Origin of the sequence: Plantactinospora sp. KBS50, from assembly GCF_002285795.1 — a bacterium.
Lineage (GTDB): Bacteria > Actinomycetota > Actinomycetes > Mycobacteriales > Micromonosporaceae > KBS50.
On record NZ_CP022961.1, the window covers coordinates 3,853,531 to 3,878,056 of the forward strand.

General features: G+C 73.1%; 26 protein-coding genes. 21 read left to right on the forward strand and 5 right to left on the reverse strand.

The annotated features are described in order from the left end of the window. Nucleotides 1-15: 15 nt before the first annotated feature. Nucleotides 16-627: a GNAT family N-acetyltransferase gene (locus CIK06_RS16770; protein WP_095565616.1), complete on the reverse strand. Its 612-nt coding sequence runs from the start codon at nt 625-627 to the stop codon at nt 16-18. 1 nt (nt 628) lies between these two features. After that, on the reverse strand, nt 629-1,648 hold the full coding sequence (locus CIK06_RS16775) for an ABC transporter substrate-binding protein (RefSeq protein WP_095565617.1): 1,020 nt from the start codon (nt 1,646-1,648) through the stop codon (nt 629-631). Nucleotides 1,649-1,786: 138 nt separating this feature from the next. Here CIK06_RS16775 and CIK06_RS16780 point away from each other — a divergent pair, with 138 nt between their 5' ends. The 5 genes from CIK06_RS16780 to CIK06_RS16800 all read left to right on the forward strand — a co-directional run bounded on the left by CIK06_RS16780 (nt 1,787) and on the right by CIK06_RS16800 (nt 6,101). Further along, nucleotides 1,787-2,839 carry an iron ABC transporter permease gene (locus tag CIK06_RS16780; RefSeq protein WP_095565618.1) on the forward strand — a complete coding sequence of 351 codons (1,053 nt, stop codon included), beginning with the start codon at nt 1,787-1,789 and terminating at the stop codon, nt 2,837-2,839. Then, a complete protein-coding gene (locus CIK06_RS16785; protein WP_095565619.1) occupies nt 2,836-3,879 on the forward strand; it encodes an iron chelate uptake ABC transporter family permease subunit in 1,044 nt (347 codons plus the stop codon). Before CIK06_RS16780 ends, CIK06_RS16785 begins: the two co-directional genes overlap by 4 nt. Nucleotides 3,880-3,881: 2 nt before the next feature. Continuing rightward, complete coding sequence (locus CIK06_RS16790) at nt 3,882-4,748, forward strand: ABC transporter ATP-binding protein (protein ID WP_095565620.1); 867 nt, start codon at nt 3,882-3,884, stop codon at nt 4,746-4,748. 83 nt (nt 4,749-4,831) lie between these two features. After that, nucleotides 4,832-5,542, forward strand: coding sequence for a GntR family transcriptional regulator (locus tag CIK06_RS16795; RefSeq protein ID WP_198347899.1), 711 nt, complete (start codon nt 4,832-4,834; stop codon nt 5,540-5,542). A 115-nt stretch (nt 5,543-5,657) separates the two neighbouring features. Then, the gene (locus tag CIK06_RS16800) at nt 5,658-6,101 is read left to right on the forward strand and encodes an NUDIX domain-containing protein (RefSeq protein WP_232534319.1); all 444 of its coding nucleotides are present in this window, start codon (nt 5,658-5,660) and stop codon (nt 6,099-6,101) included. Between the two features lie 71 nt (nt 6,102-6,172). On the opposite strand, the gene CIK06_RS16805 is transcribed toward CIK06_RS16800, so the two are convergent. Genes CIK06_RS16805 through CIK06_RS16815 form a run of 3 tightly spaced genes read right to left on the reverse strand, consistent with a single transcriptional unit; the run spans nt 6,173 to nt 10,766 of the window. After that, a complete protein-coding gene (locus CIK06_RS16805; RefSeq protein WP_095567909.1) occupies nt 6,173-7,627 on the reverse strand; it encodes an NAD-dependent succinate-semialdehyde dehydrogenase in 1,455 nt (484 codons plus the stop codon). Beyond that, a complete protein-coding gene (locus CIK06_RS16810) occupies nt 7,624-9,072 on the reverse strand; it encodes an FGGY-family carbohydrate kinase (protein WP_198347900.1) in 1,449 nt (482 codons plus the stop codon). The genes CIK06_RS16805 and CIK06_RS16810 overlap by 4 nt, the downstream gene beginning before the upstream one ends. Then, complete coding sequence (locus CIK06_RS16815; protein ID WP_095565624.1) at nt 9,069-10,766, reverse strand: thiamine pyrophosphate-binding protein; 1,698 nt, start codon at nt 10,764-10,766, stop codon at nt 9,069-9,071. Before CIK06_RS16815 ends, CIK06_RS16810 begins: the two co-directional genes overlap by 4 nt. A 323-nt stretch (nt 10,767-11,089) precedes the next feature. On the opposite strand from CIK06_RS16815, the gene CIK06_RS16820 reads away from it, so the two are divergent. From CIK06_RS16820 to CIK06_RS16890, 16 genes are all read left to right on the forward strand, one after another. Beyond that, a complete protein-coding gene (locus CIK06_RS16820; protein ID WP_095565625.1) occupies nt 11,090-11,800 on the forward strand; it encodes a GntR family transcriptional regulator in 711 nt (236 codons plus the stop codon). Nucleotides 11,801-11,868: 68 nt separating this feature from the next. Beyond that, nucleotides 11,869-13,230 carry an ABC transporter substrate-binding protein gene (locus tag CIK06_RS16825; RefSeq protein WP_095565626.1) on the forward strand — a complete coding sequence of 454 codons (1,362 nt, stop codon included), beginning with the start codon at nt 11,869-11,871 and terminating at the stop codon, nt 13,228-13,230. Nucleotides 13,231-13,339: 109 nt separating this feature from the next. After that, nucleotides 13,340-14,320 (forward strand): carbohydrate ABC transporter permease, encoded by a 981-nt coding sequence (locus CIK06_RS16830; protein ID WP_095565627.1) that lies wholly within the window; start codon nt 13,340-13,342, stop codon nt 14,318-14,320. After that, nucleotides 14,317-15,147: a carbohydrate ABC transporter permease gene (locus CIK06_RS16835; RefSeq protein ID WP_095565628.1), complete on the forward strand. Its 831-nt coding sequence runs from the start codon at nt 14,317-14,319 to the stop codon at nt 15,145-15,147. Before CIK06_RS16830 ends, CIK06_RS16835 begins: the two co-directional genes overlap by 4 nt. Further along, nucleotides 15,147-15,596 (forward strand): VOC family protein, encoded by a 450-nt coding sequence (locus CIK06_RS16840; RefSeq protein WP_095565629.1) that lies wholly within the window; start codon nt 15,147-15,149, stop codon nt 15,594-15,596. Before CIK06_RS16835 ends, CIK06_RS16840 begins: the two co-directional genes overlap by 1 nt. Then, the gene (locus tag CIK06_RS16845; protein WP_095565630.1) at nt 15,593-16,627 is read left to right on the forward strand and encodes a Gfo/Idh/MocA family protein; all 1,035 of its coding nucleotides are present in this window, start codon (nt 15,593-15,595) and stop codon (nt 16,625-16,627) included. The genes CIK06_RS16840 and CIK06_RS16845 overlap by 4 nt, the downstream gene beginning before the upstream one ends. Continuing rightward, nucleotides 16,624-17,442, forward strand: coding sequence for an SDR family NAD(P)-dependent oxidoreductase (locus CIK06_RS16850; protein ID WP_095565631.1), 819 nt, complete (start codon nt 16,624-16,626; stop codon nt 17,440-17,442). Before CIK06_RS16845 ends, CIK06_RS16850 begins: the two co-directional genes overlap by 4 nt. A 37-nt stretch (nt 17,443-17,479) precedes the next feature. Beyond that, nucleotides 17,480-18,397 carry a CoA transferase subunit A gene (locus CIK06_RS16855; protein ID WP_095565632.1) on the forward strand — a complete coding sequence of 306 codons (918 nt, stop codon included), beginning with the start codon at nt 17,480-17,482 and terminating at the stop codon, nt 18,395-18,397. Then, complete coding sequence (locus tag CIK06_RS16860; RefSeq protein ID WP_095565633.1) at nt 18,394-19,185, forward strand: CoA-transferase subunit beta; 792 nt, start codon at nt 18,394-18,396, stop codon at nt 19,183-19,185. Before CIK06_RS16855 ends, CIK06_RS16860 begins: the two co-directional genes overlap by 4 nt. 8 nt (nt 19,186-19,193) lie before the next feature. Further along, on the forward strand, nt 19,194-20,120 hold the full coding sequence (locus CIK06_RS16865) for a CoA transferase subunit A (RefSeq protein WP_198347901.1): 927 nt from the start codon (nt 19,194-19,196) through the stop codon (nt 20,118-20,120). Next, nucleotides 20,117-20,767: a CoA-transferase gene (locus CIK06_RS16870; protein ID WP_095565635.1), complete on the forward strand. Its 651-nt coding sequence runs from the start codon at nt 20,117-20,119 to the stop codon at nt 20,765-20,767. The genes CIK06_RS16865 and CIK06_RS16870 overlap by 4 nt, the downstream gene beginning before the upstream one ends. Beyond that, entirely contained in the window at nt 20,764-20,913 is a 150-nt protein-coding gene (locus CIK06_RS29470) for a hypothetical protein (RefSeq protein WP_157756805.1), read from the forward strand. Before CIK06_RS16870 ends, CIK06_RS29470 begins: the two co-directional genes overlap by 4 nt. Then, entirely contained in the window at nt 20,913-21,710 is a 798-nt protein-coding gene (locus CIK06_RS16875) for an SDR family NAD(P)-dependent oxidoreductase (RefSeq protein ID WP_095565636.1), read from the forward strand. The genes CIK06_RS29470 and CIK06_RS16875 overlap by 1 nt, the downstream gene beginning before the upstream one ends. Next, complete coding sequence (locus CIK06_RS16880) at nt 21,683-22,180, forward strand: MaoC family dehydratase (protein WP_232533672.1); 498 nt, start codon at nt 21,683-21,685, stop codon at nt 22,178-22,180. The genes CIK06_RS16875 and CIK06_RS16880 overlap by 28 nt, the downstream gene beginning before the upstream one ends. Next, nucleotides 22,177-23,658: a class I adenylate-forming enzyme family protein gene (locus CIK06_RS16885; RefSeq protein WP_095565637.1), complete on the forward strand. Its 1,482-nt coding sequence runs from the start codon at nt 22,177-22,179 to the stop codon at nt 23,656-23,658. Before CIK06_RS16880 ends, CIK06_RS16885 begins: the two co-directional genes overlap by 4 nt. After that, nucleotides 23,655-24,386, forward strand: coding sequence for an SDR family NAD(P)-dependent oxidoreductase (locus tag CIK06_RS16890; RefSeq protein WP_095565638.1), 732 nt, complete (start codon nt 23,655-23,657; stop codon nt 24,384-24,386). The genes CIK06_RS16885 and CIK06_RS16890 overlap by 4 nt, the downstream gene beginning before the upstream one ends. The last annotated feature ends 140 nt before the right edge of the window (nt 24,387-24,526 follow it).

A 24,526-nucleotide genomic window follows, 5' to 3' on the forward strand; every position in this document is an offset into this window, starting at 1 on the left:
GCTTACCTTACTTTGTCATCCGGTCCGGTGGACGCAGCCGCCGGGTGCCCGTTCGTGCGCGTACAGCGCGGCGTGCTTGTGGCCGATGTCGTACACGCCCAGCGGCCGGAAGCCGGCCGCCGCGAACATCCGGCGGGCCACCACGTGCCGCTCGTCCGGGTCGGCCAGCACCCGCCGGCAGCGCGGATCCGCGGCGAACAGCCCCGCCACGAGGGCGCGGACCAGCCGCCGCCCCACCCCGCGCCCGGTGTTGTCCCGGTCGCCGATCGCCAGGTGCACCCCCAGGTCGTACGGGTCGGCGTCGTAGTGCCGCCCGACCACGTCCCGGGGGGTGCGGTAGATCTCCACATAGGCCAGCGGCGTCCCGTCCCGGGCCACCAGGCAGGGCCGGGAGTGCTCGCCGGCCAACTGCTCGGCCAGCGCCCCGGCCCAGCGCCCGGGCGGCCACTCCTGCCCCCAGAAGGGGGCCACGTGCGGTTCGTTCATCCACCGGCTGACCAGCTCCGGATCGCCGCCACCGGCGGTCAGTGCGCGAACCGTCCAGGGTGGCGCCAGGACCGGGGCCGGCGGCGGCCCCGCCGCGACCACCGTCGCGGCGAGGCCGGCCGTCACCTCACGGGCCGGCACCTCAGGCGGCCGCCTTGGCCGCGGTGGAGACCACCGGCAGGACGTTGTCGATGACGTACTGCACCGACAGCGGGGTCGGGGTACGCAGCGCCGAGAACTGCGCGGCGGTGAGCGCCACGTACGAGCCGCGCTTGACCGAGGCGATGTTCTTGAACAGGCTGTTGCCCTCCAGCGAGGGCTTGAGGCCGTCCTCGGCGTAGTAGATCAGCGTGACGTCGGCATCCAGCGCCGCGACCTTCTCCAGGCTGAGCTGGACGGCGAACTCGTCGCCCTTGAGTTCGGTGACGCCCGGGGCCAGCTTCATGCCGAAGTCGTTGAGCATCTTCACGCCGGCGTCCGAGGCGCTGCGCAGCACGCCGATCGAGCCGGCCTCCCACATCTGGCTGAGCGTGAACTCCTTGCCGGCCAGCTCCGGGTTGGCCGTCCTGGCCGCTGTGATCTTGCCCTCGACCTCGCCGATGACCTGCTCGGCCTTGTCCGTCCGGCCGACCGCCTTGCCGACCTGGCGCAGCGTGGTCTGCCAGGAGTCCTCGAAGGCGCCGGTGGTCTCGTATCCGGTGGTGGGCGCCAGCTTGCTGAGGTTCGCGTACTCGTCGTCGATGTAGTAGTCGCCGCCGGCGAGGATCAGGTCCGGGGCGAGCTGGGCGATCTTCTCGACGTCGTACCCGTTGTCGCCCGCGCTCAGCACGGTCGGCCTGCCCTCCAGCAGCGGCTTCGCCCACTCGGTCACGCCGTCCTCACCGGAGGATTCGGCGATGCCGACGGGCTGGATCCCGAGCAGCAGCAGCGCGTCCAGGTCGGCGTCGGAGAGCGTGACGATGCGCTGGGGCGCGGCCTTGATCTCGGCGGTGCCGAGCTTGTGGGTCAGGGTGACCGGGTAGTTCGCCGCGGCGGCCGGCGAGGTGGCGGCGGCGGCCGGATCGCCGGAATCGTCGCCACAGCCGCTCAGCAGGGCCAGCCCCGCGACGAGCGCGGCGCCGGCCGCCAGGGCGCGGTGGGCGGAACGCAGGGAGAAGGACATCGGGACCTCACACTCGAAGTTAGGTGAGGCTAAGCTAAGCGACGCCGCCCGTCCGGGGCAAGGCGGGGTCGGCGTTTTGGTAAGGCTAACCTTCGTCACACCGCCACGGGAACACCTGGGATCGAACAAGGGAGATGAATGACGGCCCCGATCCGGGCCACCGGAACGCCGGATCGCACCGGCGTCCCGGCACCGGCCCGCCCGCACCGCGGTGCCGCGCTGGTCGCGTTGGCCGGGGCGGTCGCCCTGGCCGTCGTGCTCAGCCTCGCCGTCGGCGCACAGGCGCTGAACCCGGTGGCCGTGTGGCACGCCGTGCTCGATCCCGACCCCGCGGCGCCGGCCACCGCCATCGTCCGGGAACTGCGCCTCCCCCGGACGATCCTCGGGCTGCTCACCGGCCTCGCACTCGGCGCGGCCGGCGCGCTCATGCAGGGGCACACCCGCAACCCGATCGCCGATCCCGGGCTGCTGGGCATCTCGGCCGGGGCGTCGCTGGCGGTGGTCGTCGGCATCCAACTCGGCGTCGGCTCGCTCACCGGGTACATCTGGTTCGCCTTCGCCGGCGCCCTGCTCACCAGCGTCGCCGTCTTCGCCATCGCCTCGGCCCGGGGCGGACCGACCCCGGTCACGCTCGCCCTGGCCGGGCTCGCCATCAGCGCGCTGTTCGCCTCGTTCACCCAGTCGCTGCTGATCGCCGACGCCGCCAGCCTCAACATGTTCCGCTTCTGGGTGGTCGGCTCGCTGTCCGGCCGGGACGGGCAGGTGGCCGCGCAGGTCGCGCCGTTCATCGCGGCCGGGCTGCTGCTCGCCCTGGTCAACGCGCCGGCACTGAACGCCCTCGGGCTGGGCGAGGACGTCGCCCGCGCGCTCGGCCAGCGGGTGCTGGCGGCCCGGGTGCTCGGGGTCACCGCGGTCGTGCTGCTGGCCGGGGCGGCCACCGCGGCGTGCGGACCGATCGGCTTCCTCGGCCTGGTCGTGCCGCACCTGGCCCGGCGGCTCACCGGGCCGGACCACCGCTGGCTGATCCCCTGCTCGGCGCTGGCCGGCGCCGCGCTGCTGCTGGTCGCCGACGTGCTCGGTCGGGTGGTGGTGAGTCCGGGCGAGTTGCAGACCGGCATCGTGCTGGCCGTCTTCGGCGCCCCGTTCTTCATCATGCTGGTCCGTCGCCGTCGCGGGGTGGTGCAGCTGTGACCGCGCTGACCACCCACCGGGTCGTCCGGTTCGGACGCTTCTGCGGCACCGTCTCCGGCCGCTCCCTCGCCGTCGGCACCGTCGGCCTGCTCGGCACGGCCGCCGTGACGGTGCTCAGCATCAGCCGGGGCAGCTTCACCATCGCCCCCGCCGACGTGCTGCGCACCCTGCTCGGCCACGGCACCGCGGCGCAGGATCTGGTCGTACTCGACCTGCGGCTGCCCCGGATCCTCGCGGCGCTGCTGGTCGGCGCGGCCCTGGCGGTCTCCGGGGCGCTCACCCAGACCTTCGCCCGCAACCCGCTGGCCACCCCCGACGTGCTCGGGGTGACAAACGGGGCATCGCTCGGCGCGGTCGCCGTGATCGTGCTCGCCGGCCCGGCCGTCCGCACCGTACCGCTGGCGGCGCTGGCCGGCGGGCTCAGCGCCGCCGCCCTGGTCTACCTGCTGGCCTGGCGGCGCGGCGTGGACGGCTTCCGCCTGGTGCTGGTCGGCATCGGCGTGGGCGAGGTCCTCACCGCCGGCGTCTCCTGGCTGCTGGTGCGCGCCGAGATCGTGGACGCGGCCCGGGCGACGATCTGGCTCAACGGCTCGGTCGCGAGCGCCGGATGGGAGCAGATCCGGCCGCTGGCGCTGGCCCTCGCGGCGCTGCTGCCGCTCGCGGTGGCCACCAGCTTCACGCTGCGGGCGATGCAGTTCGACGACGACGTGGTGCGTTCGCTGGGCGTCCGCCTGCAGGCCGCCCGGCTCGCGGTGGTGCTCACCGCCGTCGCGCTGGCCGCCGCGGCGGTCGCCGCCGCCGGCCCGATCGAGTTCGTCGCGTTCGTGGTCCCGCAGATCGCGCTGCGCCTGTGCGGCGGCTCCCGGCCGCCGCTGGTCGTCTCGGCGATCCTCGGCGCGCTGCTGGTCACCGCCGCCGACCTGGCGGCCCGGGTGGCGCTGCCGCAGCGCGAACTGCCGGTCGGCCTGATCACCGCCATGATCGGCACCCCGTACCTGCTGTGGTTGCTGGTCCGCGCGAACCGGAGGACGTCCGCATGATCATGGACAATGCCCACACCGGCGCCGACACCGATGCCCCGCCGGCCACCGGCCCGTCCCGGCTGTGCGCCCGCGGCCTGCGGCTCGGGTACGGCGAGCAGACCGTGGTGCACGACCTCGACCTCGCGGTGCCCGACGGCCGGGTGACCGCGATCGTCGGGCCGAACGGCTGCGGCAAGTCCACCCTGCTGCGCGCCCTGGGCCGGCTGCTGCGCCCGCGCGCCGGGGAGGTGCTGCTGGACGGCGTCCGGATCGACCGGATGCCGACCCGGGAGGTGGCCCGGATCCTCGGCCTGCTTCCGCAGAGCCCGGTGGCCCCGGACGGGCTGACCGTGGCGGACCTGGTGATGCGCGGGCGGCACCCGCACCAGAACTGGTTCCGCCAGTGGTCCCCCACCGACCAGCGGATCGTGACCGAGGCGCTGGCCTGGACCGACATCGGCGAGTTGGCCGGCCGGACGGTCGACACGCTCTCCGGCGGCCAGCGCCAGCGGGCCTGGATCTCGATGGCCCTGGCCCAGGGCACCGACATCCTGCTGCTCGACGAGCCCACCACGTACCTGGATCTCAGCCACCAGATCGACGTGCTCGACCTGGTGGCCCGGCTGAACGCCGAGCGTGGGCGCACCGTCGTGATGGTGCTGCACGACCTGAACCTGGCGGCCCGGTACGCCGACCACGTGGTCGCGATGCGCGACGGGCGGATCGTCGCCCAGGGGCCGCCCGCGCAGGTGCTCACGGTGGATCTGCTGGCCGCGGTGTTCAACCTGGACGCGCTGGTGGTGCCCGACCCGGCGACAGGGACGCCGCTGGTGGTCCCGCTGCCCCGGGACCCGCGCCGGTCCGTCCCGACCGGCCACGAGAGGTGACTCACCGGGTGCATCGCGTCGACAGTCCGATTTGTGTCTAGACAACTAGCAGGTGGACGGCAATAGTCAGCACCATGGCGCGGGTGCCGATCTACCGGATGATTGCCGACGACCTCGTGGCTCAGATCAAGAGCGGCGAGCTGCCGGTGTCGAGCCAGTTGCCCAGCGAGGCGGAGCTGGCGCAGCGGTACGGGGTGAGCCGGATGACCGTCCGGCAGGCGATGGACCAGTTGGAGAACGCCAAGCTGGTGGTCCGGCACCGCGGCAGCGGCAGCTACGTGCGCGACGTCCCGGGCCGCCTGCGCGGCATGAACGGGCTGCGGTCGTTCATCGCCGAGATCAGCGCCGACGGTTCCGCGGTGACCAACCGGATCGTGGCCCAGGAGAGTCAGTCCACGGTTCCGCCGGAGGTCGCCGCCGAGCTGTCGACCGCGCGGTCGACCCGGTTCACCCGGCTCGCCCGGGTCCGGCTCGTCGACGGCACGCCGGCGGCGTACCAGGAGGCGTGGATCCCGTTCGCCGTCGCCCCCGGGCTGGCCCGCGACGAGCTGGTCGAGGGGTCGCTCTACCGCACCCTCGCGCAGCGGTACGGCGTGGAGCTGGGCTGGGCCAACCAGGTCATCTCGTCGGTGCTCGTCGACGACGACCTGGCCACGCTGCTCGACGAGAAGGTCGGCAACCCGCTGCTGGCCATCCGGCGCACCACCTTCTCGACCCGGAACGTGCCGATCGAGTTCGTCCGGAGCTGGAGCCGGGCCGGCTACCCGCTCGCGCAGCGGCTCGACGCGGTATGACGCCGCCGCCCGTCCGGTCGCCGCGGCGCCACGCGTACAGCATCTGGAGGCTGCCATCCCGCTGAACCTTCGGGCGTCCGTCCGCGCGATCGTCCTCGACGAGGAGGACCACGTCCTGCTCTGCCGATTCGCCTTCCCCCACCCGGCGGTCCCGGACGAGGCACTGACCGTCTGGGCCGCCCCCGGCGGTGGCGTGGAACCCGGCGAGGACCGGCTCTGCGCGCTGCGCCGGGAGCTTCGGGAGGAAACCGGCCTGGTCACCGCCGACGATCCGCCGCACGTCTGGCACCAGGTGGTCGTTGCCGCGGATCACGCGCCCGGCTTCGACGGCATCGTCAACGACTACTATCTCGTCCGCACCACCCGCTTCGAGCCTGCGGGCGAGTTCACCGACGACCAACTCGCCGCCGAGAACATCGCCGGCTTCCGGTGGTGGCAACTCGCCGAGATCGCCGGTTACGCCGGACCCGACCTGTTCTCGCCCCGCGACCTCGCCACACCACTGACCGAGTTGCTCACCCGCGGGACACCCGCCGACCCGGTCGCACTCGGCCTGTGAGGACCGGTGAACCGCCGGGGCGGTGAGGAGGCTCGGCGAGGCCACCGTGCGTGACGGCCGGGCGACGGCGCTCAGTCCCACTGGACGCTGAGGTACTGCGTCTCCTGGTAGGCGCGCAGCCCCTCCCGGCCGCCCTCGCGGCCCAGCCCGCTCTGCTTCATCCCGCCGAACGGGAAGGCGGCGTCGGAGACCACGCCGCGGTTGATCCCGACCATCCCGGCCTCGGTCGACTCGGCCAGCCGCAGCGCCCAGCGCAGGTCGCCCGAGTAGACGTACCCGGCCAGGCCGAACTCGGTGCCGTTGAGCATGGCCAGCAGTTCGTCCTCGTCCCGCCAGGCGACGACCGGGGCGACCGGGCCGAAGATCTCGGTCGTCACGACCTGCGCGTCCGCGGGCACGTCGCGCAGCACGGTCGGCGGGTAGAAGCAGCCGGTACGCGGTGCCTCGGCGCGGTGGCTGATCCGGGCGCCCCGCGCGAGCGCGTCCCGGACCAGCCGGTCCACCTCGGTGACGGCCCGCTCGTTGATCAGCGGACCGATCTGGGTCGCCGGGTCGGCGGCCGGCCCCACGGTGAGCGCGGCGGTGGCCGCCCCGAACCGCCGGACGAACTCCTCCAGCACGTCGACGTGCAGGTAGAACCGGTTGGCCGCGGTGCACGCCTGGCCGCCGTTGCGGAACTTGGCGATCATCGCCCCGGCCACCGCGGCGGGCAGGTCGGCGTCCGGCGCCACCACGAACGGGGCGTTGCCGCCCAGTTCCATGGAGGTGTTGACGATCCGGTCGGCGGCCTGGGCCAGCAGCCGCCGGCCGACCGCCGTGGAGCCGGTGAACGACAGCTTGCGGACCCGGTCGTCGGCCAGCCAGGCGCCGACGACCGCGCCCGCGTCGAGGGTGGGCGTCACGACGAGGGCGGCCGGCGGCAGGCCGGCATCGCGCAGCACGCGGGCCAGCGCGAGCGCGGTCAGCGGGGTCTCGGAGGCCGGCTTGAGCACCGCCGTGCAGCCGGCGGCGAGCGCCGGACCCACCTTGCGGGTGATCATGGCGGCCGGAAAGTTCCAGGGGGTGACCAGCGCGGCCACCCCGATCGGGCGGTGCGTGACGATCGCGCGGGTGCCGCCGGCCGGGGCGGGGGTGAAGTCGCCGTCGGAGCGCACCGCCTCCTCGGCCGACCAGCGGAGGAAGTCGGCCGCGTAGGCCACCTCGGCGAGCGCGTCCGGCCGGGACTTGCCGTTCTCCAGGCTGATCAGCGTGGCCAGCTCGCCGCCGCGCTCGGTCATCAGCGCGTACGCGCGGTGCAGGATGTCGGCCCGCTGCCGGGACGGGGTGGCCGCCCAGGAGCGCAGCGCGCCGGCCGCGGTGTCCACCGCCGCGCCGGCGTCGGCCGCGGTGGCCGCGGCCAGCGAGGTGAGCACCTCCCCGGTGGCCGGGTCGAGCACGTCGAGGGGGCCACCGCTGCCGGTGGCGGCGTCCGGCAGCAGCCGGTCGCGAAGTTCGGCGAAGGACGTGTGGACGGTGGTCGGGTTCATGCCGCTCCCTGCGAGGCGTGCCACTGGTGGTACAGGTCGTCGTACCGGCGTGTCCGGTCCGGGTCGGGCGGGCAGCGCCGCAGCGGACCGCGCAGCACCCGGGCCTGTTCGTCCAGCGGCGTGCCGCCGGTGCCGACCAGCGCGAGCAGCGCGGCGCCCTTGAGGCTGACGTCGGGTTCGGTGCAGACGGCGACCTCCCGGCCGAGGATGTCGGCGCGCAACTGGGCCAGCCGGGCCGAGCGCGCCGTGCCGCCGGCGAGCACGATGGACACCTCCGGCTCGTCGGCGGCGAGGGTGTCGACACCCTCGCGGACCGAGTAGGCGACGGACTCCAGCACCGCCAGCAGCACGTGCGCCGGTCCGTGCCCGGCCTCCAGCCCGCGCAGGTACCCCCGGTCGGCCGGCTGCCAGCGGGGAAACCGGCTGCCGGACAGGCTCGGCCCGGCGGCCACCCCGGCGGCGCCGGGACCGATGCGCGCGAGCTGCGGCCAGAGCCGTTCGATGGCCTCGGCCGGGTCCGGGTGGCCGAGCAGCCGCGCCCACCACGCGACGGCGCCGCCGGTGAGGCCGGTGGCGCCGCCGACCGTCCACAGGTCGCCGGCCAGGTACGGGTTGAGCACCGCACCGGCCGGCGCCGGGCCGGCTCGTTCGACGACCCGGACCAGTACGTCGGTGGTGCCGGCGACGTCCGCGATGGCGTCGGTACGCGAGCCGAGCACCAGGGCGGCGCCGACGGTGCCGTCCGGGCCGCCGGCGACCACCGGTACCGGCTCGGGCAGCCCGAGTTGCCGGGTCACGGCGTCGGTGGTGGTGCCGACCGGGTCGGTGGCGCGCCGCTGCGGCGGGAACAGGTCGGGCCGCAGTCCCGCCGCGGCGATGACCTCGCCGGCCCAGTCGCGCCGGTGCACGGCGCTGGCCCCGGTGTAGGCCGCGCTGGTGTGGTCGGTGCCGACCGCCCCGGTCAGCCGGGCCACCAGGTAGTCCTTGGGTTGCAGGGCGTACCCGACCCGGTCGTAGTCGGCCGGTTCGGCGGTCCTGAGCCGGGTCAGCGCGGCCAGCGCCCCGCCGGTGAGGCTCGGCCGCCCGGTGTCCCGCAGCAGTTCCGCGACGCGGCCGGGGCCGAGCAGGGCGCGCAGCTCCGGCACGCCCTCCCGGTCCGCCCAGCCCCGTCCCGGCCGTACCGGTGCCAGCGACCGGTCGACCAGCACGGTGCCGATGTGTCCGGCGATGCCGATGCCGCGCACGCCCCTGCCGTGGCCGCCGGCGGCCGCGGCGGCGGTGGCCAGCACCTGCCGCCACAGCACGTCGGCGTCGAAGCCGAGACCGGCCTCCCCGTCCCGGCGGGGCGCGCGGTGCTCGGTGAGCACCGCGCCGGCCTCGTCGACCACGGCGGCCCGGATGGCCGAGGTCCCGACGTCGATCGCCAGCACCCGGGGGGTGTTCACCCCTGTGCCTGGTACGGCGCGAACGCCGGGTAGGTCCACGCGTCGACGTCCCGGTCGATCGGCACGTCCAGGACGGCCGGCGTGCCGCCCTCCAGGACCTTGCGGACGCGCTGGCCGAGCTGGTCGAGGTTGGTGACCACCTCGCCGTCCACGCCCATCCCCCGGGCCACCGCCCCGAAGTCGACGTGCCCGAAGTCGACGCCGATGGTGCGCCCGGCGAAGTGCAGCACCTGTTCCTGCCGGATGTTGCCGTAGCTGGCGTCGTTGAGCACCACCACACACACCTTGCCACCCACCCGGGCCAGCGTCTCCAGCTCGCCCAGGCTCATCCCGAGCGAGCCGTCGCCGATGAGCGCCAGCACCGGGCGGGCGGGGTCCAGCAGCGCCGCGGTGATGGCCGACGGCAGCGCGAAGCCCATGTTGCCGAAGCCGACCGGCTTGATGTACGAGTTCGGCCGGGTGACCTCCCAGAGGAAGGACCAGACCCCGGGGTTGCCGGCGTCGGCGATCAGCAGGGTGTCGTCCGGGCTGGCCGAGCGCAGCGCGCGCACGACGTCCGCGGGCGAGAGCACCCCGTCCGGCGAGTCGTCCCGGACCTGGGTGCCGGCCCACCAGTCGCGCTCGGCCGACTGCAGTTCGGCGATCCAGCCGGCCCGGCCGTCCCGTCCGGCCGCGGCCCGGTCGCCGAGCGCGGCGCGCACGTCCCGGGCGAACGCGCCGAGGTCGCCGACGATCCCGGTGGTCACCTCGGCGTAGTACCGGCCGAGCATGGCCGGGTCGATGTCCACCTGGATCACCTCGGGCAGTTCCCGGCGCCACCGGGTCGTGGAGACGGCGTTGAGGCTGTTGCCGAGGGCCAGCACCAGGTCCGCGTCGCCGAGCACCCGGGTGGACAGGTTGGTGCCCATCCGGCTGACCGCGCCGAACACCAGCGGGTGACTGGTCGGCACCGATCCGATGCCGTTGAAGGTGGTGACCACGGGGATGTTCAGGGCCTCGGCGAGGGCCAGCACGTCGGCGCCGGCGCCGGAACGGTTGCCGCCGTTGCCCAGCCAGATGACCGGTCGCCGGGCGGCCGCGAGCCGCCGCGCCGCGTCGGCCACGGCCGCCGGGTTCGGGCTCGGCCTGGTCACCGTCCAGGAGCGGGCGGGGTGGACGGCCGGCACCGCCGGCGGGTTGTCGACCAGGCCCTCGATGGCGTCCCGGGCGAAGTCCAGGTGGACCGGGCCGGGGTTGCCGGTGACGGCGTTGATGTACGCCTCCTCCATCGCCTGCTTGATCCCGGAGGCGTGCGCGACGAGCCGGCTGAACTTGGTCAGCGGCTTGAGCAGCTCGACGTGGTCGGCGTTCTGCGCGTCGTCCTTGTGGATGTTCTCGCCGTTGTTGTTGCAGGTGAGGACGAAGGCCGGGCTGGAGTCGCGCAACGCGCCGCCGACGCCGGTGAGCAGGTTGGTCGCGCCGGGTCCGGTGGTGGCGATGCAGGCGGCGGGCCGGCCGGTGAGCCGCCCGTACGCGTCGGCCATCACCGCGGCGGCGCCCTCGTGGCGGGTGTGCACGAACTCGATGCCGTCGGTGTCGATGATCGCGTCCGTGATCGCCAGGGTCTGGCCACCCACGACGCCGAAGACGTACTCGACCCCGAGCGAGCGCAGCATCTCCACCACCAGGCGACCACCGGTCTTGTTGCTGTTCACGTCGGCTCTCTTCCTCTTCAGGGGTGCGTACCGAATTCAGGGGTGCGTACCGGAACGAGCGGGGCTGGACAGCCTGCGGCTCGGGCACTGTTCGGGAAGCTCAGCGGGGCCGGTCAACAGCGCTGCGGGGAAGTCGTGCTGCCGGTGAGCGGGTCCAGCTTAACGCCTATCACCTAGTTGTCTAGAGCAGTGGGCCCACGGACCGGTTACCCAGCCGCAACAGGCCCGGAAGATGTTTCGAAACAACTTCTTGACACGGGGTTCACCCCGGGCTAGCTTTCCTGGACAAGTCATCTAGATAACTAGAGTATAGGTTGCGATGTATGACTGACGTTGGGCTCCCCAGCTATCAACGGATCCGTCATGCACTGCGCCAGGAGTTGGAGCGCGGGGCTCTGGCTCCGGGGGACCGGATGCCCACCGAGCGGCAACTTGTCCAGCGGTTCGGGGTGGCGCACATGACCGTGCGGCACGCCATCGACGGGCTGGTCCGCGAGGGGCTGGTGGTCCGCCGACGTGGGTCGGGCACGTTCGTCGTCCGGACGCGGCCGATATCCCGTTCCGTACAACGGTTGCAGAGCTTCAGCCAGGAGCTGAGCGGAGCGGCCGTACGCGGACGGGTGGTCAGGCAGCGCGAGATCCGACCGGCTCCCGATGTGGCCGAGGCACTGGCCATGTCGTGGAACGGCACGGTGGTCGAGCTGCTGCGCGTACGCACGGTGGATGGCGCACCCGCGTCCCTGCAACAGGCGTTCATTCCCCTTCGACTCGCTCCCGGGCTCGCCCGGGACGACCTGACCGACCAATCCCTCTACCAGTACCTGGCGAACGCCGGCGTGACGCTCGAACGCGCGGAGCAGCGGATGTTCGCCGTCGCCGCCGAGGCATGGCACGCCGAACTGCTCGACGTCGCGGTGGCGACGCCCCTGCTGGCAACCGAGCGGCTGTCGCGCGACAGCGCGAACCATCCGGTCGAGTTCGCCCGTACCTGGTCCCAGCCCGAGATGTCGGTCTGGGTCGAGATCCATCGATAGCCGCAAAAAAGAGTCCTATCACCTTTTACCCATCCCCCCGCGGGCGTGGGCAGTCGAAAGGCTCGACCATGACTCAGCGCAAACTCTTCCGCGGAGCCGCCCTCGCGGCCTCGCTCACCATTGCCCTACCGCTGGCCGCCTGCTCCACCTCGGGCGCCGGCGACGACGACGAGAGCACCACCATCAAGGTCCTCGTCAGCTCCGGACACCAGCAGTTCAAGCCGGTCTGGGACAAGCTGTCGGAGTTCACCGCGCAGACCGGCATCACCGTCCAACTCGACCAGGTCGGCACCACCGACATCGAGGGCGCGTTCCAGCGCGACGTCTCGGTGGGCGCGTGCACGTACGACAACGTGGAACTGCTGGACGGGGCGCTGGCCGGCGCCGCGCCGAAGATGGCGGACCTGACCCCGTACCTGGAGAAGTCCGGCTCCAGCGCCGAGAAGCTGTTCTCCTCCCAGGTCGGCTGGACCGAGGGCGCCATGCAGTTCGACGGCAAGGTGGCCTACTACCCCTTCTACTCGGGCGCCAAGGGCATCGCCTACCGCGAGGACCTGTTCAACGACGCCACCAACAAGAAGGACTTCAAGGCAAAGTACGGCTACGACATCCCGACCCCGCCGACCACGCCGCAGCAGCTCGTGGACCTGGCGGAGTTCTTCACCGGCCGGGGCACCCAGTACGGCATCGTCTTCTCCGGCCAGGGCGACTCCGGCGAGACCACGCTGGCCGACGTCATCTTCCGGCACGGCGTGAACGGCTACCAGGCCGAGGACAACAACGCGCTGTGGGGACCGGCGAACACCGGCAACCAGGCGGCCGTCGTCGACTCGGCGCGCTGGCTGACCGACCTGGTCAAGAACGGGTACGCCCCCAAGGACGTCACCTCGATGGCCACCGGTGAGGCCACCTCGTTCTACACGGCCGGCAACGCCGCCATGATCTACGACCACATCTACCTGCCGTGGGCGCAGTTCTCCGCCCCGGAGGTGGTGTCGAAGATCGGCAAGAGCGGGTCGTTCGAGCCGCCGAACTTCACCTCCGGCGCCGGTGGCATCACGTTCTACTGGGGCCGCGGCATCCCCGAGTGCAGCAAGCACAAGGACGCGTCCTGGACGTTCCTGCAGTGGGTCATGTCGGAGGAGAACCAGAAGCTGGCGCTGAGCGAGGGCCAGGGCGTGTACGTGCCCACCGACAAGAACCTGCTCGCCTGGTCGGTGGAGCAGGGCACGGTGCCGCAGGGCGTGGCCGACGCGGTGGAGCACAGCAAGCCGTACAAGGTCACGACCGCGACCGGCCGGGTGCGGCAGAAGGTCAACCTCCCGCTGGTCGACAAGCTCTTCCAGGGCAACCTCACGCCCGAGGAGTACGCGAAGCAGAGCGGCGAGGCGATGCAGGAGGAGATCAAGGCCTCGGGCCTGGTCGACTGACCGTCCCCGGTGACGCCGGCGGGTCGCCTCCGACCCGCCGGCGTCGCGAAAAGCGCCCGCACCCGCACCCGCACCCGCACCACCCCACCCGACAAAGGAGGTGCCCGCCATGGCCGGTCGAAGCACGACCGTCGACGCCGGGGCGCCCGTGCGCGGGTCCGCACCCGCCACCGAGAAGCCGCCCGTCGACGCCCGGCGCAAGGCCCGGACGCGCGACCGCAGGTTCTACTGGTTCCTACTTCCGGCGGCCGTCACGATCCTGCTGCTCATCGTCGTACCGCTGGGCTACACCTTCTATCTCAGCCTGCGGCACTACGACCTGGCCCGCGGCCTGGACGAGTTCATCGGCCTGGCCAACTACGTCGACATCCTCCGCGGCGGCGACCCGGAGTTCGTCAGGTCACTGGTCCGCACGCTGGTCTACGTGGCCGTCGTGATCGCCTTCGACTTCCTCGTCGGGATGACCCAGGCGCTGCTGCTGTTCGAGATGCGCCCGCGCGCCGCGCGGGTCTTCCGGATGGTCTTCATGCTGCCGATCCTCATCATCCCGACCGCCAGCGCCGTCTTCTGGCGCACCACCATGTGGGCGCCGCCCAACCAGCAGTTCCTGCGCGCCCTGCACCTGGACGGGCTCATCGACCCGCCGCTGGGCAACCCGGACCTGGCCCTGTGGGCGATCATCGTGACCGTCATCTGGGCCTGGTCGCCCTGGGTCTTCCTGCTGCTCAGCGGCGGGCTGGACTACCTCGACCGGTCGGCGCTGGAGGCGTCCATGGTGGACGGCGCCAGCTACTTCCAGCGGCTGCGGCACATCATCCTGCCGCTGATGCGCCCGATCATCTTCGTGACGCTCAGCTTCAAGGCGGTCGACTCGTTCCTGTCCTTCCCGTTCGTCTGGGTGATGACCCAGGGCGGGCCGCAGGGCAGCACGCACCTGATGAGCACCTACATCTACGAGCAGGCGTTCAAGTTCCTCAACTACGGCTTCGGCTCCGCCCTGGCCATCGTGATGCTGCTGATCAGCTCGCTGCTGTCGGTCGGCGCCGTCCTCTACTGGCAGCGCACCCAGAAGGAAGGGGCCCTGTCATGAGCCGCCTGCGGGCCAGCCGCGCGAACAGAATCATCCGCGGCGTCATCCTGGCCGTCATCCTCGCCTGGGTGCTGATGCCGCTGTACTTCCTCTTCGCCATCGCGCTGACCCCGGCCGGGGTCACCGTGGACGGCTTCCACCTGCCCAGCAGCGTGACGTTCGCGCACTTCGAGTCCGTGCTGAACGGGGTCAACGTCATCTGGCCGGCGCTGGTGAACAGCGTGGTGGTCACGGTCGCCTCCACCGCGCTCGCGCTGGTGTTCGCGGTGCCGGCCGCGTACGCCCTGTCCCACCTGCGGCACCGGCGGCTGGGCCGTGGGCTCTACCTGGCCTCGTTCGTGCTGCGCGGCGTGCCGCCGGTGGCCCTGGTGCTGCCGTACTACATCATCTTCAGCCGCACCGGCCTGCTCAACACCCTGATCGGCGTGATCCTCGCGCTGGTGCCGCTGGCCCTGCCGTACTCGATCTGGACCATGCGGGTCTTCTTCGACGCCGTACCGATCCAGGTCGAGGAGGCCGCCGGGGTCGACGGCGCCGGCATGATGCGCACCTTCGGCTCGGTGGTGCTGCCCATCGTGCGGCCCGGCATCGCCGCCACCGGCATCCTCGCCGCGCTGCTGGTCTTCGTGGACTACATCGTGGTGGCGACGCTGGCCGGACCGGCGACCATGACGTTCCCGGTCTACGTGACGACCTTCCAGCAGGACTACCTGTCGCTGGTCGGCCCGCTGGCTGCGGCCTCCATCGTGGGCGCCCTGCCGATGATCCTGATGTTCGGCTTCTCCCAGCGCTACATGCTGCGACTGGCCACCGCGGGGGTGCACTGATGACGACCCACCGGCACCCCGCACCCGCCGTCCCACCCGCCGTCGCGGTACGCGGCATCGACCACGTCGGCCTCGTCGTGCGCTCGCTGGACGAGGCGGCCCGGTTCTACGTCGAGGAACTCGGCATGGAACTGGACGGCGAACCGATCGACCTGGCCGGCCGGGACACCGCGGTGCAGTTCCTCACGGCCGGCACCGGCCGGGTCGAACTGCTCGCACCCACCGGCGACACCGGCCCGCTGCCCCGGTTCCTGGCCCGCCGCGGCGAGGGGCTGCACCACGTCTGCTACCAGGTCGCCGACATCCACGGCGCCGTCGAACGCCTCGTGTCGCGGGACGTCCGGATGGTCGACGCGCAACCCTGGCGCAGCCCGCACGGCTGGGCCGCCTACCTGCACCCGGCGGCCGCACACGGCTGCGCAATCGAGTTGAGGGAGCACTACCGATGAGCACCGAGCAGCTGCGCTGGGGCATCCTGGGCGCCGCCAAGATCGTCGAGGCCGAGATGGGTCCGGCGATGCTGCGCTCGCCACGCAACCGGGTCCAGGCGGTCGCCAGCCGGCGACTGCCGGCCGCCGAGAAACTGGCCGGCGCGCTGGACGCGCCGAGGGCCTACGACTCGTACGAGCGGCTGCTGGCCGACCCGGACGTGGAGGCCGTCTACGTCGCGGTGCCCAACGCGCTGCACGCGCAGTGGACCATCGCCGCGCTGGCCGCCGGCAAGCACGTGCTGTGCGAGAAGCCGATGGCGATGAGCGGGGCGGACGTGCGGCGGATGAACGAGGCGGCGGCCGAGGCCGACCGGGTGCTGATGGAGGCGTTCATGTGGCGCTTCCACCCCCGGGTGGACCGGGTCCTCGGGCTGATCGCCGCCGGCGGGATCGGCGAGGTCCGGCTGGTCCGCGCGACGTACACCTTCGACCTGGCCGCGGCCGGCGACGTACGCAGCGGCTCGGTGGACGACGACCTGCGGCTGGACCCCCGCCTGGGCGGCGGGGTGGTCAGCGACCTGGGCTCGTACTGCGTGAGCGGGATGCGCACCTACGCCGGCGGCCGGCCGGAGCGGGTCCGCAGCTGGTGCCGGTCCGCACCGGGGCGGGCCGTGGAGACCACGGTCTCCGGCCAGGTGGACTTCGACAACGGGGTGACCGGGCAGTTCTACGCCGCGCTGGACGTGCCCGGCGGCGGGCACGTGGAGATCCTCGGCACCGGCGGGCGGATCCGGATGGCCAACGCCTTCCGGATCCGCGCCGCGCAGGCGCCGTTCGACATCGAGCGGCAACTGCCCGACGGCTCGTGGACCACCGGGTCCACCCCGTTCGCCGACCAGTACGAGCTGGAGATCGACCACTTCGCCGCGGTCGTCCGGGACGGCGTCGCCCCCCGGATCACCCCGGCGGACGCGCTGGAGAACGCGCTGACGCTGGACGCGGTCCGGCGGTCCTGGACGCAGGGAGATGTCGAGGTGAGCCGGCGATGAGCGCGACGAACACGGTGCCGCGGCAGCGACCCGCCCTGCCCGGCAAGGTGGTGATCGTGGCCGGGGCCGCCGGAGCCCAGGGCCGGGTCGCCGCCCAGCTCTTCGCCGCCTCGGGCGCCCGGGTGGTGCTTGCCGACCTGTCCGCCGAGGCGGTCACGGCGGTCGCCGCCGAGATCGGAAGGGACGACGAGGTCACCCGGGCCGGCGGCGCGGCCGTACCGGTCGGCGCCGACGTCGGCGACGAGGACTCGTGGGGCACCGTGGTGGAGACCGCCGTGCGGGAGTTCGGCCGGCTCGACGGGCTGGCCAACTACGCGGCGGTGCTCAGCCGTACCGGAGTCGAGAACACCGAACCGGAGGTCTGGGAGCGGACCCTGCGGATCAACCTCACCGGCGCCTGGCTCGGGGTGCGGGCCGCGGTACCGGCGCTGCGCGCCGCCGGCGGCGGGTCGATCGTCAACGTCGGCTCGGTGGACGCGCTGGTCGGCCGGGGCGGCGGCACCGCGTACCAGGCGTCCAAGGGCGGCATGCGGCTGCTGAGCAAGTCGGCCGCCACCGAGTTCGCCGCCGAGGGCATCCGGGTCAACAGCGTCCATCCCGGTCCGATGAGCAACCGGATGGTCCAGGTGGTCGGGCCGAAGGCCGACGCCAGCGGCATCGCCGCGCTGGAGGCCCGGCTGGTCGCCCAGGTGCCGGCCGGGCGGCTCGGCCGGGCCGAGGACATCGCGTACGCGGTGCGCTTCCTGCTCTCCGACGAGTCCAGCTTCATCACCGGCGTCGACCTGCCCGTCGACGGCGGGCTGACCGCACAGTGACCGGCCACCTGCTGACCGGCGTTCGAGGAAGGTGACGATGACTGCACGCAGCAAGCTGTGCGACCTGGCGGCCGCCGCACGGCTGGTCCCACCGGGCGCGACGCTGAGCTTCAGCGGGTTCGGCCACGCGGGGCACCCGCTGGCCTTCGTCCGCGAGCTGATCCGCCAGGGCACCGGGGACCTCACCCTGCACGCGGTGGCCGAGTGCTGGCCGGCCGAGTTCCTGGTCGCCGCGCAGCGGGTGTCCCGGATCAACCTGTCCAACCTGATGTTCGAGGGGCTGGGCCGGTGCCGCGCGATCAGCCGGGCGGTGGAGCAGGGCAGCGTGGCCGTGGACGACCACAGCCACCTGGCGCTGTCGCTGCGGCTGCTGGCCGGCGCCTGGGACGTGCCGTTCCTGCCGGTGCGCTCGATGGCCGGCACCGACCTGACGGCCGTGCAGACCGGCCCGGCGCCCAAGTACGCGCGCGTCCGCTCGCCGTTCGGCGACGAGGAGACCGGCGCGGTCGCGGCGCTGCGCCCGGACGTCGCCGTCATCCACGTGAACAAGGCCGACGAGCAGGGCAACGGCATCGTGTACGGCGCCATCTCGGTGATCGACGCGCAGGTCCGCTCGGCCCGCACGGTGGTGGTCACCGCCGAACGGATCGTCCCGGCCGAGGAGATCACCGCCGAGAACCAGGTGGTGACCGTGCCCGGGATCTTCGTGGACGCCGTCGTGCACACCCCGTACGGCGCGCACCCGGGCGGCATGTACGGCGAGTACGACGAGGATCCGGCCGCCATGGCGGAGTACTACACCGCCTCGCGGGACCCGGACACGGTGGCCGACTACCTCGCCGCGCACGTGCTCGCCCACCCCGACCACGCCGCGTACCTGGCCACGCTGGGCAGCCAGCGCCTGTTCGGCCTGCGGGTCGATCCCACGCTCAAGATCGCCAGGGGGACGGCATGAGCGACCGCATCTCCGCCGGTTTCACCGCCGACGAGATCATGACGGTGGTCACCGCGCGGCACATCGCCGACGGGGACACCGTGTTCATCGGCACCGGGCTGCCCATGGTGGCCGCGTACCTGGCCAAGGCCACCCACGCCCCCGGCGTCGCGCTGATGTTCGAGTCCGGGGTGCTGGACCCCCGGCCGCGCAGCATCGCCAAGGCGGTCGGCGACCCGCGGCTGATCTCCACCGCCCGGCGCACCAGCGGCATGCTGGACAGCCTGCTCATGCTGCACGGCGGCCGGGTCGACCTGGGGGTGCTGGGCTGCGCCCAGATCGACAGGTTCGGCAACGTCAACACCACGGCGATCGGCTCCTACCAGCGGCCGTCCACCCGGCTGCCGGGCAGCGGCGGCGCCAACGACATCGCCAGCTGCGCCCGGCGGCACCTGATCGTCGCCCGGCACAGCCGGCGCACCTTCGTGGAGCGGGTCGACTACCTGACCACCCCCGGCCACCTCACCGGCCCCGGCGCCCGGGAGCGGGCCGGCCTGCCCGGCGGCGGCCCGGTGGGCGTCGTCACCGACCTGTGCGAGTTCGGCTTCGACCCCGCCACCCGGGAGATGGTGATCGCCACGGTGCACCCGGGGGTCACCGTCGACGACGTGTACGCCGCCACCGGCTTCGACGTGGGCACCGCGCCGGACCTGCACGAAACCCCGCCGCCCAGCGCCGCCGAACTGGACATCCTGCGGACCCGGATCGACCCGGACGGCGTCTACCTCAAGCCCAACCGAAACCGATAGGAGGACCCGTGCCCGGATCCCGCATCCCGGAGCGCCTCGTCACCGCGTCCGAGGCCGTCTCCGTCATTCCCGACGGCGCGACCGTGGCCATCGGCGGTCACACCCTGCGCCGGCACCCGATGGCCCTGGTCCGCGAGATCATCCGGCAGCGCAAACGCGACCTGCACCTGCTGGGCTGGAACAACGGCATCGACATGGACATGCTCGTGGGCGCCGGCTGCGCCCGCGCGGTGGAGACCTCGTACGTCGGCATGGGGCCGCTCGGACTGGCCCGCAACCTGCGCCGGCACGTCGAGTCCGGCCGGGTGCGGACCGTCGACCACTCCGAGACCACCGCGATCGACATGTTCCGGGCCACCGCGCTCGGCGTGGACTTCCTGCCCAACCGCACGCCGCTGGGCACCGACCTGATGACGTACAACGACGGGCTCGTGGAGATCACCTCGCCGTTCACCGGGCAGACCTACGCCGCGGTGCGCGGCGTCGAGCCGGACTTCGTGATCCTGCACGCGCACTGCGCCGACGTGCACGGCAACGTGCAACTGGACGAGGCGAACTGGGGCGACAACACGGTCGACCCGTTCATCGGCCGGGCCGGCAAGCACGTCATCGTCTCGGTGGAGGAGGTGGTCAGCACCGACCACATCCGGGCCAACCCGCGCCGCACCTTCCTGCCCCGCGAGTACGTCACCGCGGTCGTGCACGCCCCGTTCGGCGCGCACCCCTGCTGCTGCGACGCCCGGTACGGCTACGACCAGGCCGAACTGCGCCGCTACCAGGAGGCGGCCGGGACCGCCGAGGGCTTCGAGGACTACCTGGCCGACCGGGTCACGTCCGTGGCCGACCACTGGGCCTACCTGGACCGGGTGGGCGTGGCCGGGCTGCTGACCGCCGCCACCGCACCGTCGACGATCCAGGGGGCTGACGCCGCATGAACCACACCATCGAGGAACTGCTCGCCGTGCAGGTCTCGGCCGAGTTGGAGGACGGCGGCCTGGGCTTCATCGGGCTGGGCACCGGCGGGCGCTCGTTCGCGTTCGCGGTGGGCATCCCGAGCGTCGCGGTCGCGCTCGCGCACCGCCGCGGGATCGACTTCATCGCCCAGTACGGGGTGGCCCTGGAGCCGGACATCGAGAACGCTCCCCGCTGCTTCGAGGACCGCAACCTGCTGACCTGGCCGGCCTCGGCGAACCTGCCGGTGGAGACCTGCCTGGACGGGTTCAAGCGCGGCAAGATGAGCGTGGGCTTCATCTCCGGCGCCCAGATCGACAGGTACGGCAACCTCAACAGCGTGGCCATCGGCGACTACCACCAGCCGAAGGTGCGCCTGGTGGGCGGCATCGCCCAGCCCGACCACGCGGCCAACGCCAAGCGGACGATCATCATCCTGCCGCACGCCCGGCGCACCTTCGTCGAGAAGGTGGACTACCGGTCCGCGTTCGGCTACGGCGACGGGCCGGGGCACCGCGAGCGGCTCGGCCTGATCGGCGGCGGCCCGGCGAAGGTCTTCACCGACCTGGCGGTGCTCGACTTCCACCCGGAGTCCCGGCGGATGCGGGTGGTGTCGCTGCACCCGGGGTGACCCGGGAACGGCTGACCGAGGAGACCGGCTTCGAGCTGCTCTGGCCGCCGGACGTACCGGTCACCCCGGTGCCCACCGGGGACGAGCTGGCCACGATCCGCCGGATCGACCCGGACGGCGCCTTCCTGTGCGGCAGGATCTTCTGATGACCACCCCCGCCGTACCCGCGGCGGCCGGTCCGGCCGCGGCCGGTCCGCACGCCGACCGGGTGTACGTGGTCACCGGCGGCACCCGCGGCATCGGCGCGGCGATCACCCGGGGACTGCTGGAGGCCGGCGCCCGGGTCTGCGTCGTGGCCCGCGACCCGGACGGGGTGGCCCGGTTCAACGACGGCACCGGCCGCACCATGGGCGTCGCGATCGACCTGGCGGACCCGGCCGCGGTGCCCGACGCGTTCGCCGCGGTGCTCGACAGGTGGGGCCGGTTCGACGGCGTGGTCAACAACGCCGGCATCACGAAGGTCGGCGACTCGCTGGAGTTCCCGCTCGACGACTTCGCCCGGATCCTCGACGTCAACGTCACAGGCGTGTTCGCCTGCGCCCAGGCCGCCGCGCGGATCATGGCCGAGCGCGGCGGCGGCAGCATCGTCTCGATCGCCTCGATGACCTCGTTCACCGGCCAGCCGCAGCGCGCCGCGTACATCGCCGCCAAGTCCGCGGTGCTCGGGCTCACCCGGGCGCTGGCGACCGAGTGGGGGCCGCTGGGCATCCGGGTCAACGCCATCGCCCCCGGCTACATCCGCACCGACCTCACCGAGGACCTGATCGAGCGCGGGGTGCTGCGGCTGGACGTCATCGAGGGACGGACCCCGCTGCGCCGCTTCGGCAGCACCGCCGACGTGGTCGGCGCCGCGCTGTTCCTGCTCGGCGGGCAGTCCTCGTTCACCACCGGGCAGGCGCTGGTGGTGGACGGCGGGTGGACCGTGAACGGGTACTGGCGATGACCGTGCACGTGTGCCTGGCGGACCTGCCCGGCCTGGTGGACCGCCCGCTGGGACCCACCGCCCCGGTCCGGATCGACCAGCGCCGGATCGACGGGTTCGCCCGGTGCACCCTGGACGAGCAGTGGATCCACGTCGACCCGCGGCGGGCCGCCGGCGGCCCGTTCGGCACCACCATCGGGCACGGCTTCCTCACCCTGTCCCTGCTGTCGCACTTCTTCGGCGAGCTGCTGGCCGTGGACGACGCCGCCATGGCGATCAACTACGGCCTGGACCGGGTCCGGTTCCCCGCCCCCGTGCGCAGCGGGTCGCTGGTGCGGGCGCGGGCGCAGGTCCGCTCGGTCCGCCCGGCGGCCGGCCACAGCACCGTGCAGACCCGGGTGACGATCCGGGCCGACGGCCTGGACAAGCCGTGCTGCGTGGCCGACTGCGTGACCCGGTTCGTCGCCCCGACCACGGAGGCCGCGGCATGATCACCTTCCCCGGCACCGTGGCCGCGCTGGCCGCCTCGGCCCGTACCGCGCGGCGTCCCGCGCTGCTGGGCAACGACCCGGTGTCCTTCCGCGAGCTGCACGAACGCGGCACCGGCCGGATCGCCGAACTGGCCGACGCGGGGGTGGCCAGCGGCGGCATCGTGGCGATCGTCTGCTTCAACGAGACAGTCGTCTTCGAGTACCTGATCGCCGCCGGCTACCTGGGCGCGGCGCTCATGCCGCTCAGCCCGGCGCTCACCGACGGTGAACTGTTCGCGCTGGTCGACAAGGCCGACGCGGCGGCCTGCGTGGTCACCCCCGGGGTCGGGGCGGCCCGCGCCGAGCGCCTGGGCGCGCGGGGCGGGCGCCGGTTCCGGGTCGCGCCGCCGCCGGCAGACCGGGTCGACGGACCCGACCCGGGCGTGCCGCGCGCCGACTCGACCTGCTGGGTCTCCACCACCGGGGGCAGCACCGGCACGCCGCGGCTGTTCGCCGTCTCGCACGAGCGGCTGCTGACCAACTCGCTGCTCAACGCGTACGAGTGGGGCTGGTCGGCGTACCCGGTGCACGTGTCGCTCTCCCCCGTGGCGCACGGGATCGGCTTCAGCCACGCCGTCGGCCAGCTCGCCTCCGGCGGCACGGTGGCCCTCGTCGAACGCTACGACCCGGCCGCCGCGGCGGACTGGCTCACCGGGGACCGGCCCGCCGGCTGGTCGGCGATGGTGCCCACGATGGTGCACGACCTGTACCGGCACGCCGAACGCACCGGCCGGCCGCTGACCGCCCTCGGCCTGCTGGTCTGCGCCGGCGCGGCGCTGAACGTCAGCCTGCGCGACCGGGTGCTGGCCACCGGGACCGGCCGGCTGATCGAGTACTACGGCTCCACCGAGCTGGGCTGGGTGAGCTGGCTGGAACACCGCACCGGCGACCACCGGGAGGGGCTGGTCGGGATGCCCACGCTGGGCACCGCGGTCCGGATCGTCGGCCCGGACGGCCGGCCGGTGCCGGACGGGCGGATCGGCCAGGTGCAGAAGCGCGGCCGGCCGTACGCGGTCCCGCTCGGCGGCGGCACGGCCGCCTACCAGGCCAACGCCACCGCCTGGGAGTCCTCCGGCGACCTGGGCCGGATCGACCCGGACGGCTCCCTGGTGCTGGCCGGGCGGGCCGACGACATGGTGGTGGTCGGCGGCCAGAACGTCTACCCGGTCGAGGTCGAGCTGGTGCTGCGGGAGCACCCGGCGGTGCGCGAGGTGGTCGTGCGCGGCACCCGCAGCGAACGCCTCGGCCAGCGCCTCGTCGCGTACGTGGAGGCGGCGGCGACCGACTGGCTCGAAGAGGAACTGCGCCAGCTGTGCGCCCGCCGGCTCGCCGGGTACAAGCGTCCGGCCCGGTTCGTCATCGTGGACGCCCTGCCCCGCAACTCCGCCGGCAAGCTGTCCCGCTCGTTCCGGCTGGGCGCCGCGGGAGAGCCCCGATGACCGCCGTACGCGACGCGGTCGCGCTGGTCACCGGCTCCACCTCGGGGATCGGGCAGGGCATCGCGCAACGGCTGGCCGAGGCGGGCTGCCGGGTCGCGCTCAACTCGCGTACCCGCCCCGCCGAGCCGGTCCGGCTGGCCGGCCGGGCCGTACCGCATCTGGTCGGCGACGTGGCCGACGAGTCGGCGGTGGCCGACGTGGTCGCCGGGGTGCTGGACCGGTACGGCCGCCTGGACATCGTGGTGAACTGCGCCGGCGCGACCAAGAACGTGCCGCACCACGACCTCGACGGGATCAGCGTGGCCGACTGGAACCGCATCCTCGGGGTCAACGTGGTGGGCGCCTGGAACGTCGTCAAGGCCGCGGCGCCGCACCTGCGGGCCTCGCCGATCGGCGCGGTGGTGAACATCTCCTCGATGGCCGGCATCCGGGTCACCGGCAGTTCCCTGCCCTACTCGGTCTCCAAGGCGGCGCTCAACCAGCTCACCCGGGCGCTGGCCAAGGCGCTCGGCCCGGACATCCGGGTCAACGCGGTCGCACCCGGGCTGATCGACACCCCGTGGACCCGCGGCTGGGGCGACCGGCAGCAGGAGGTGCTCGCGCTGGCGCCGCTGGGGCGGATCGGCTCCCCCGCCGACGTCGCGGGCATGGTGCTGGCGCTGGTCGAGGCCGACTACGTGACCGGCGAGATCGTCACCGTCGACGGCGGCCTGTCCCTCGCCAACTGATGCGACACCGCCCGCGACGACGCGGGCGCATGCGAGACCGCCCGCGACGACGCGGGCGCGTACACACCGCCCGCGACGACGCGGGTGTGGGGCGGGAGCGCCCGCTTCCGCGAGTAGGACCGCGACCAGGAGTGGAGCAG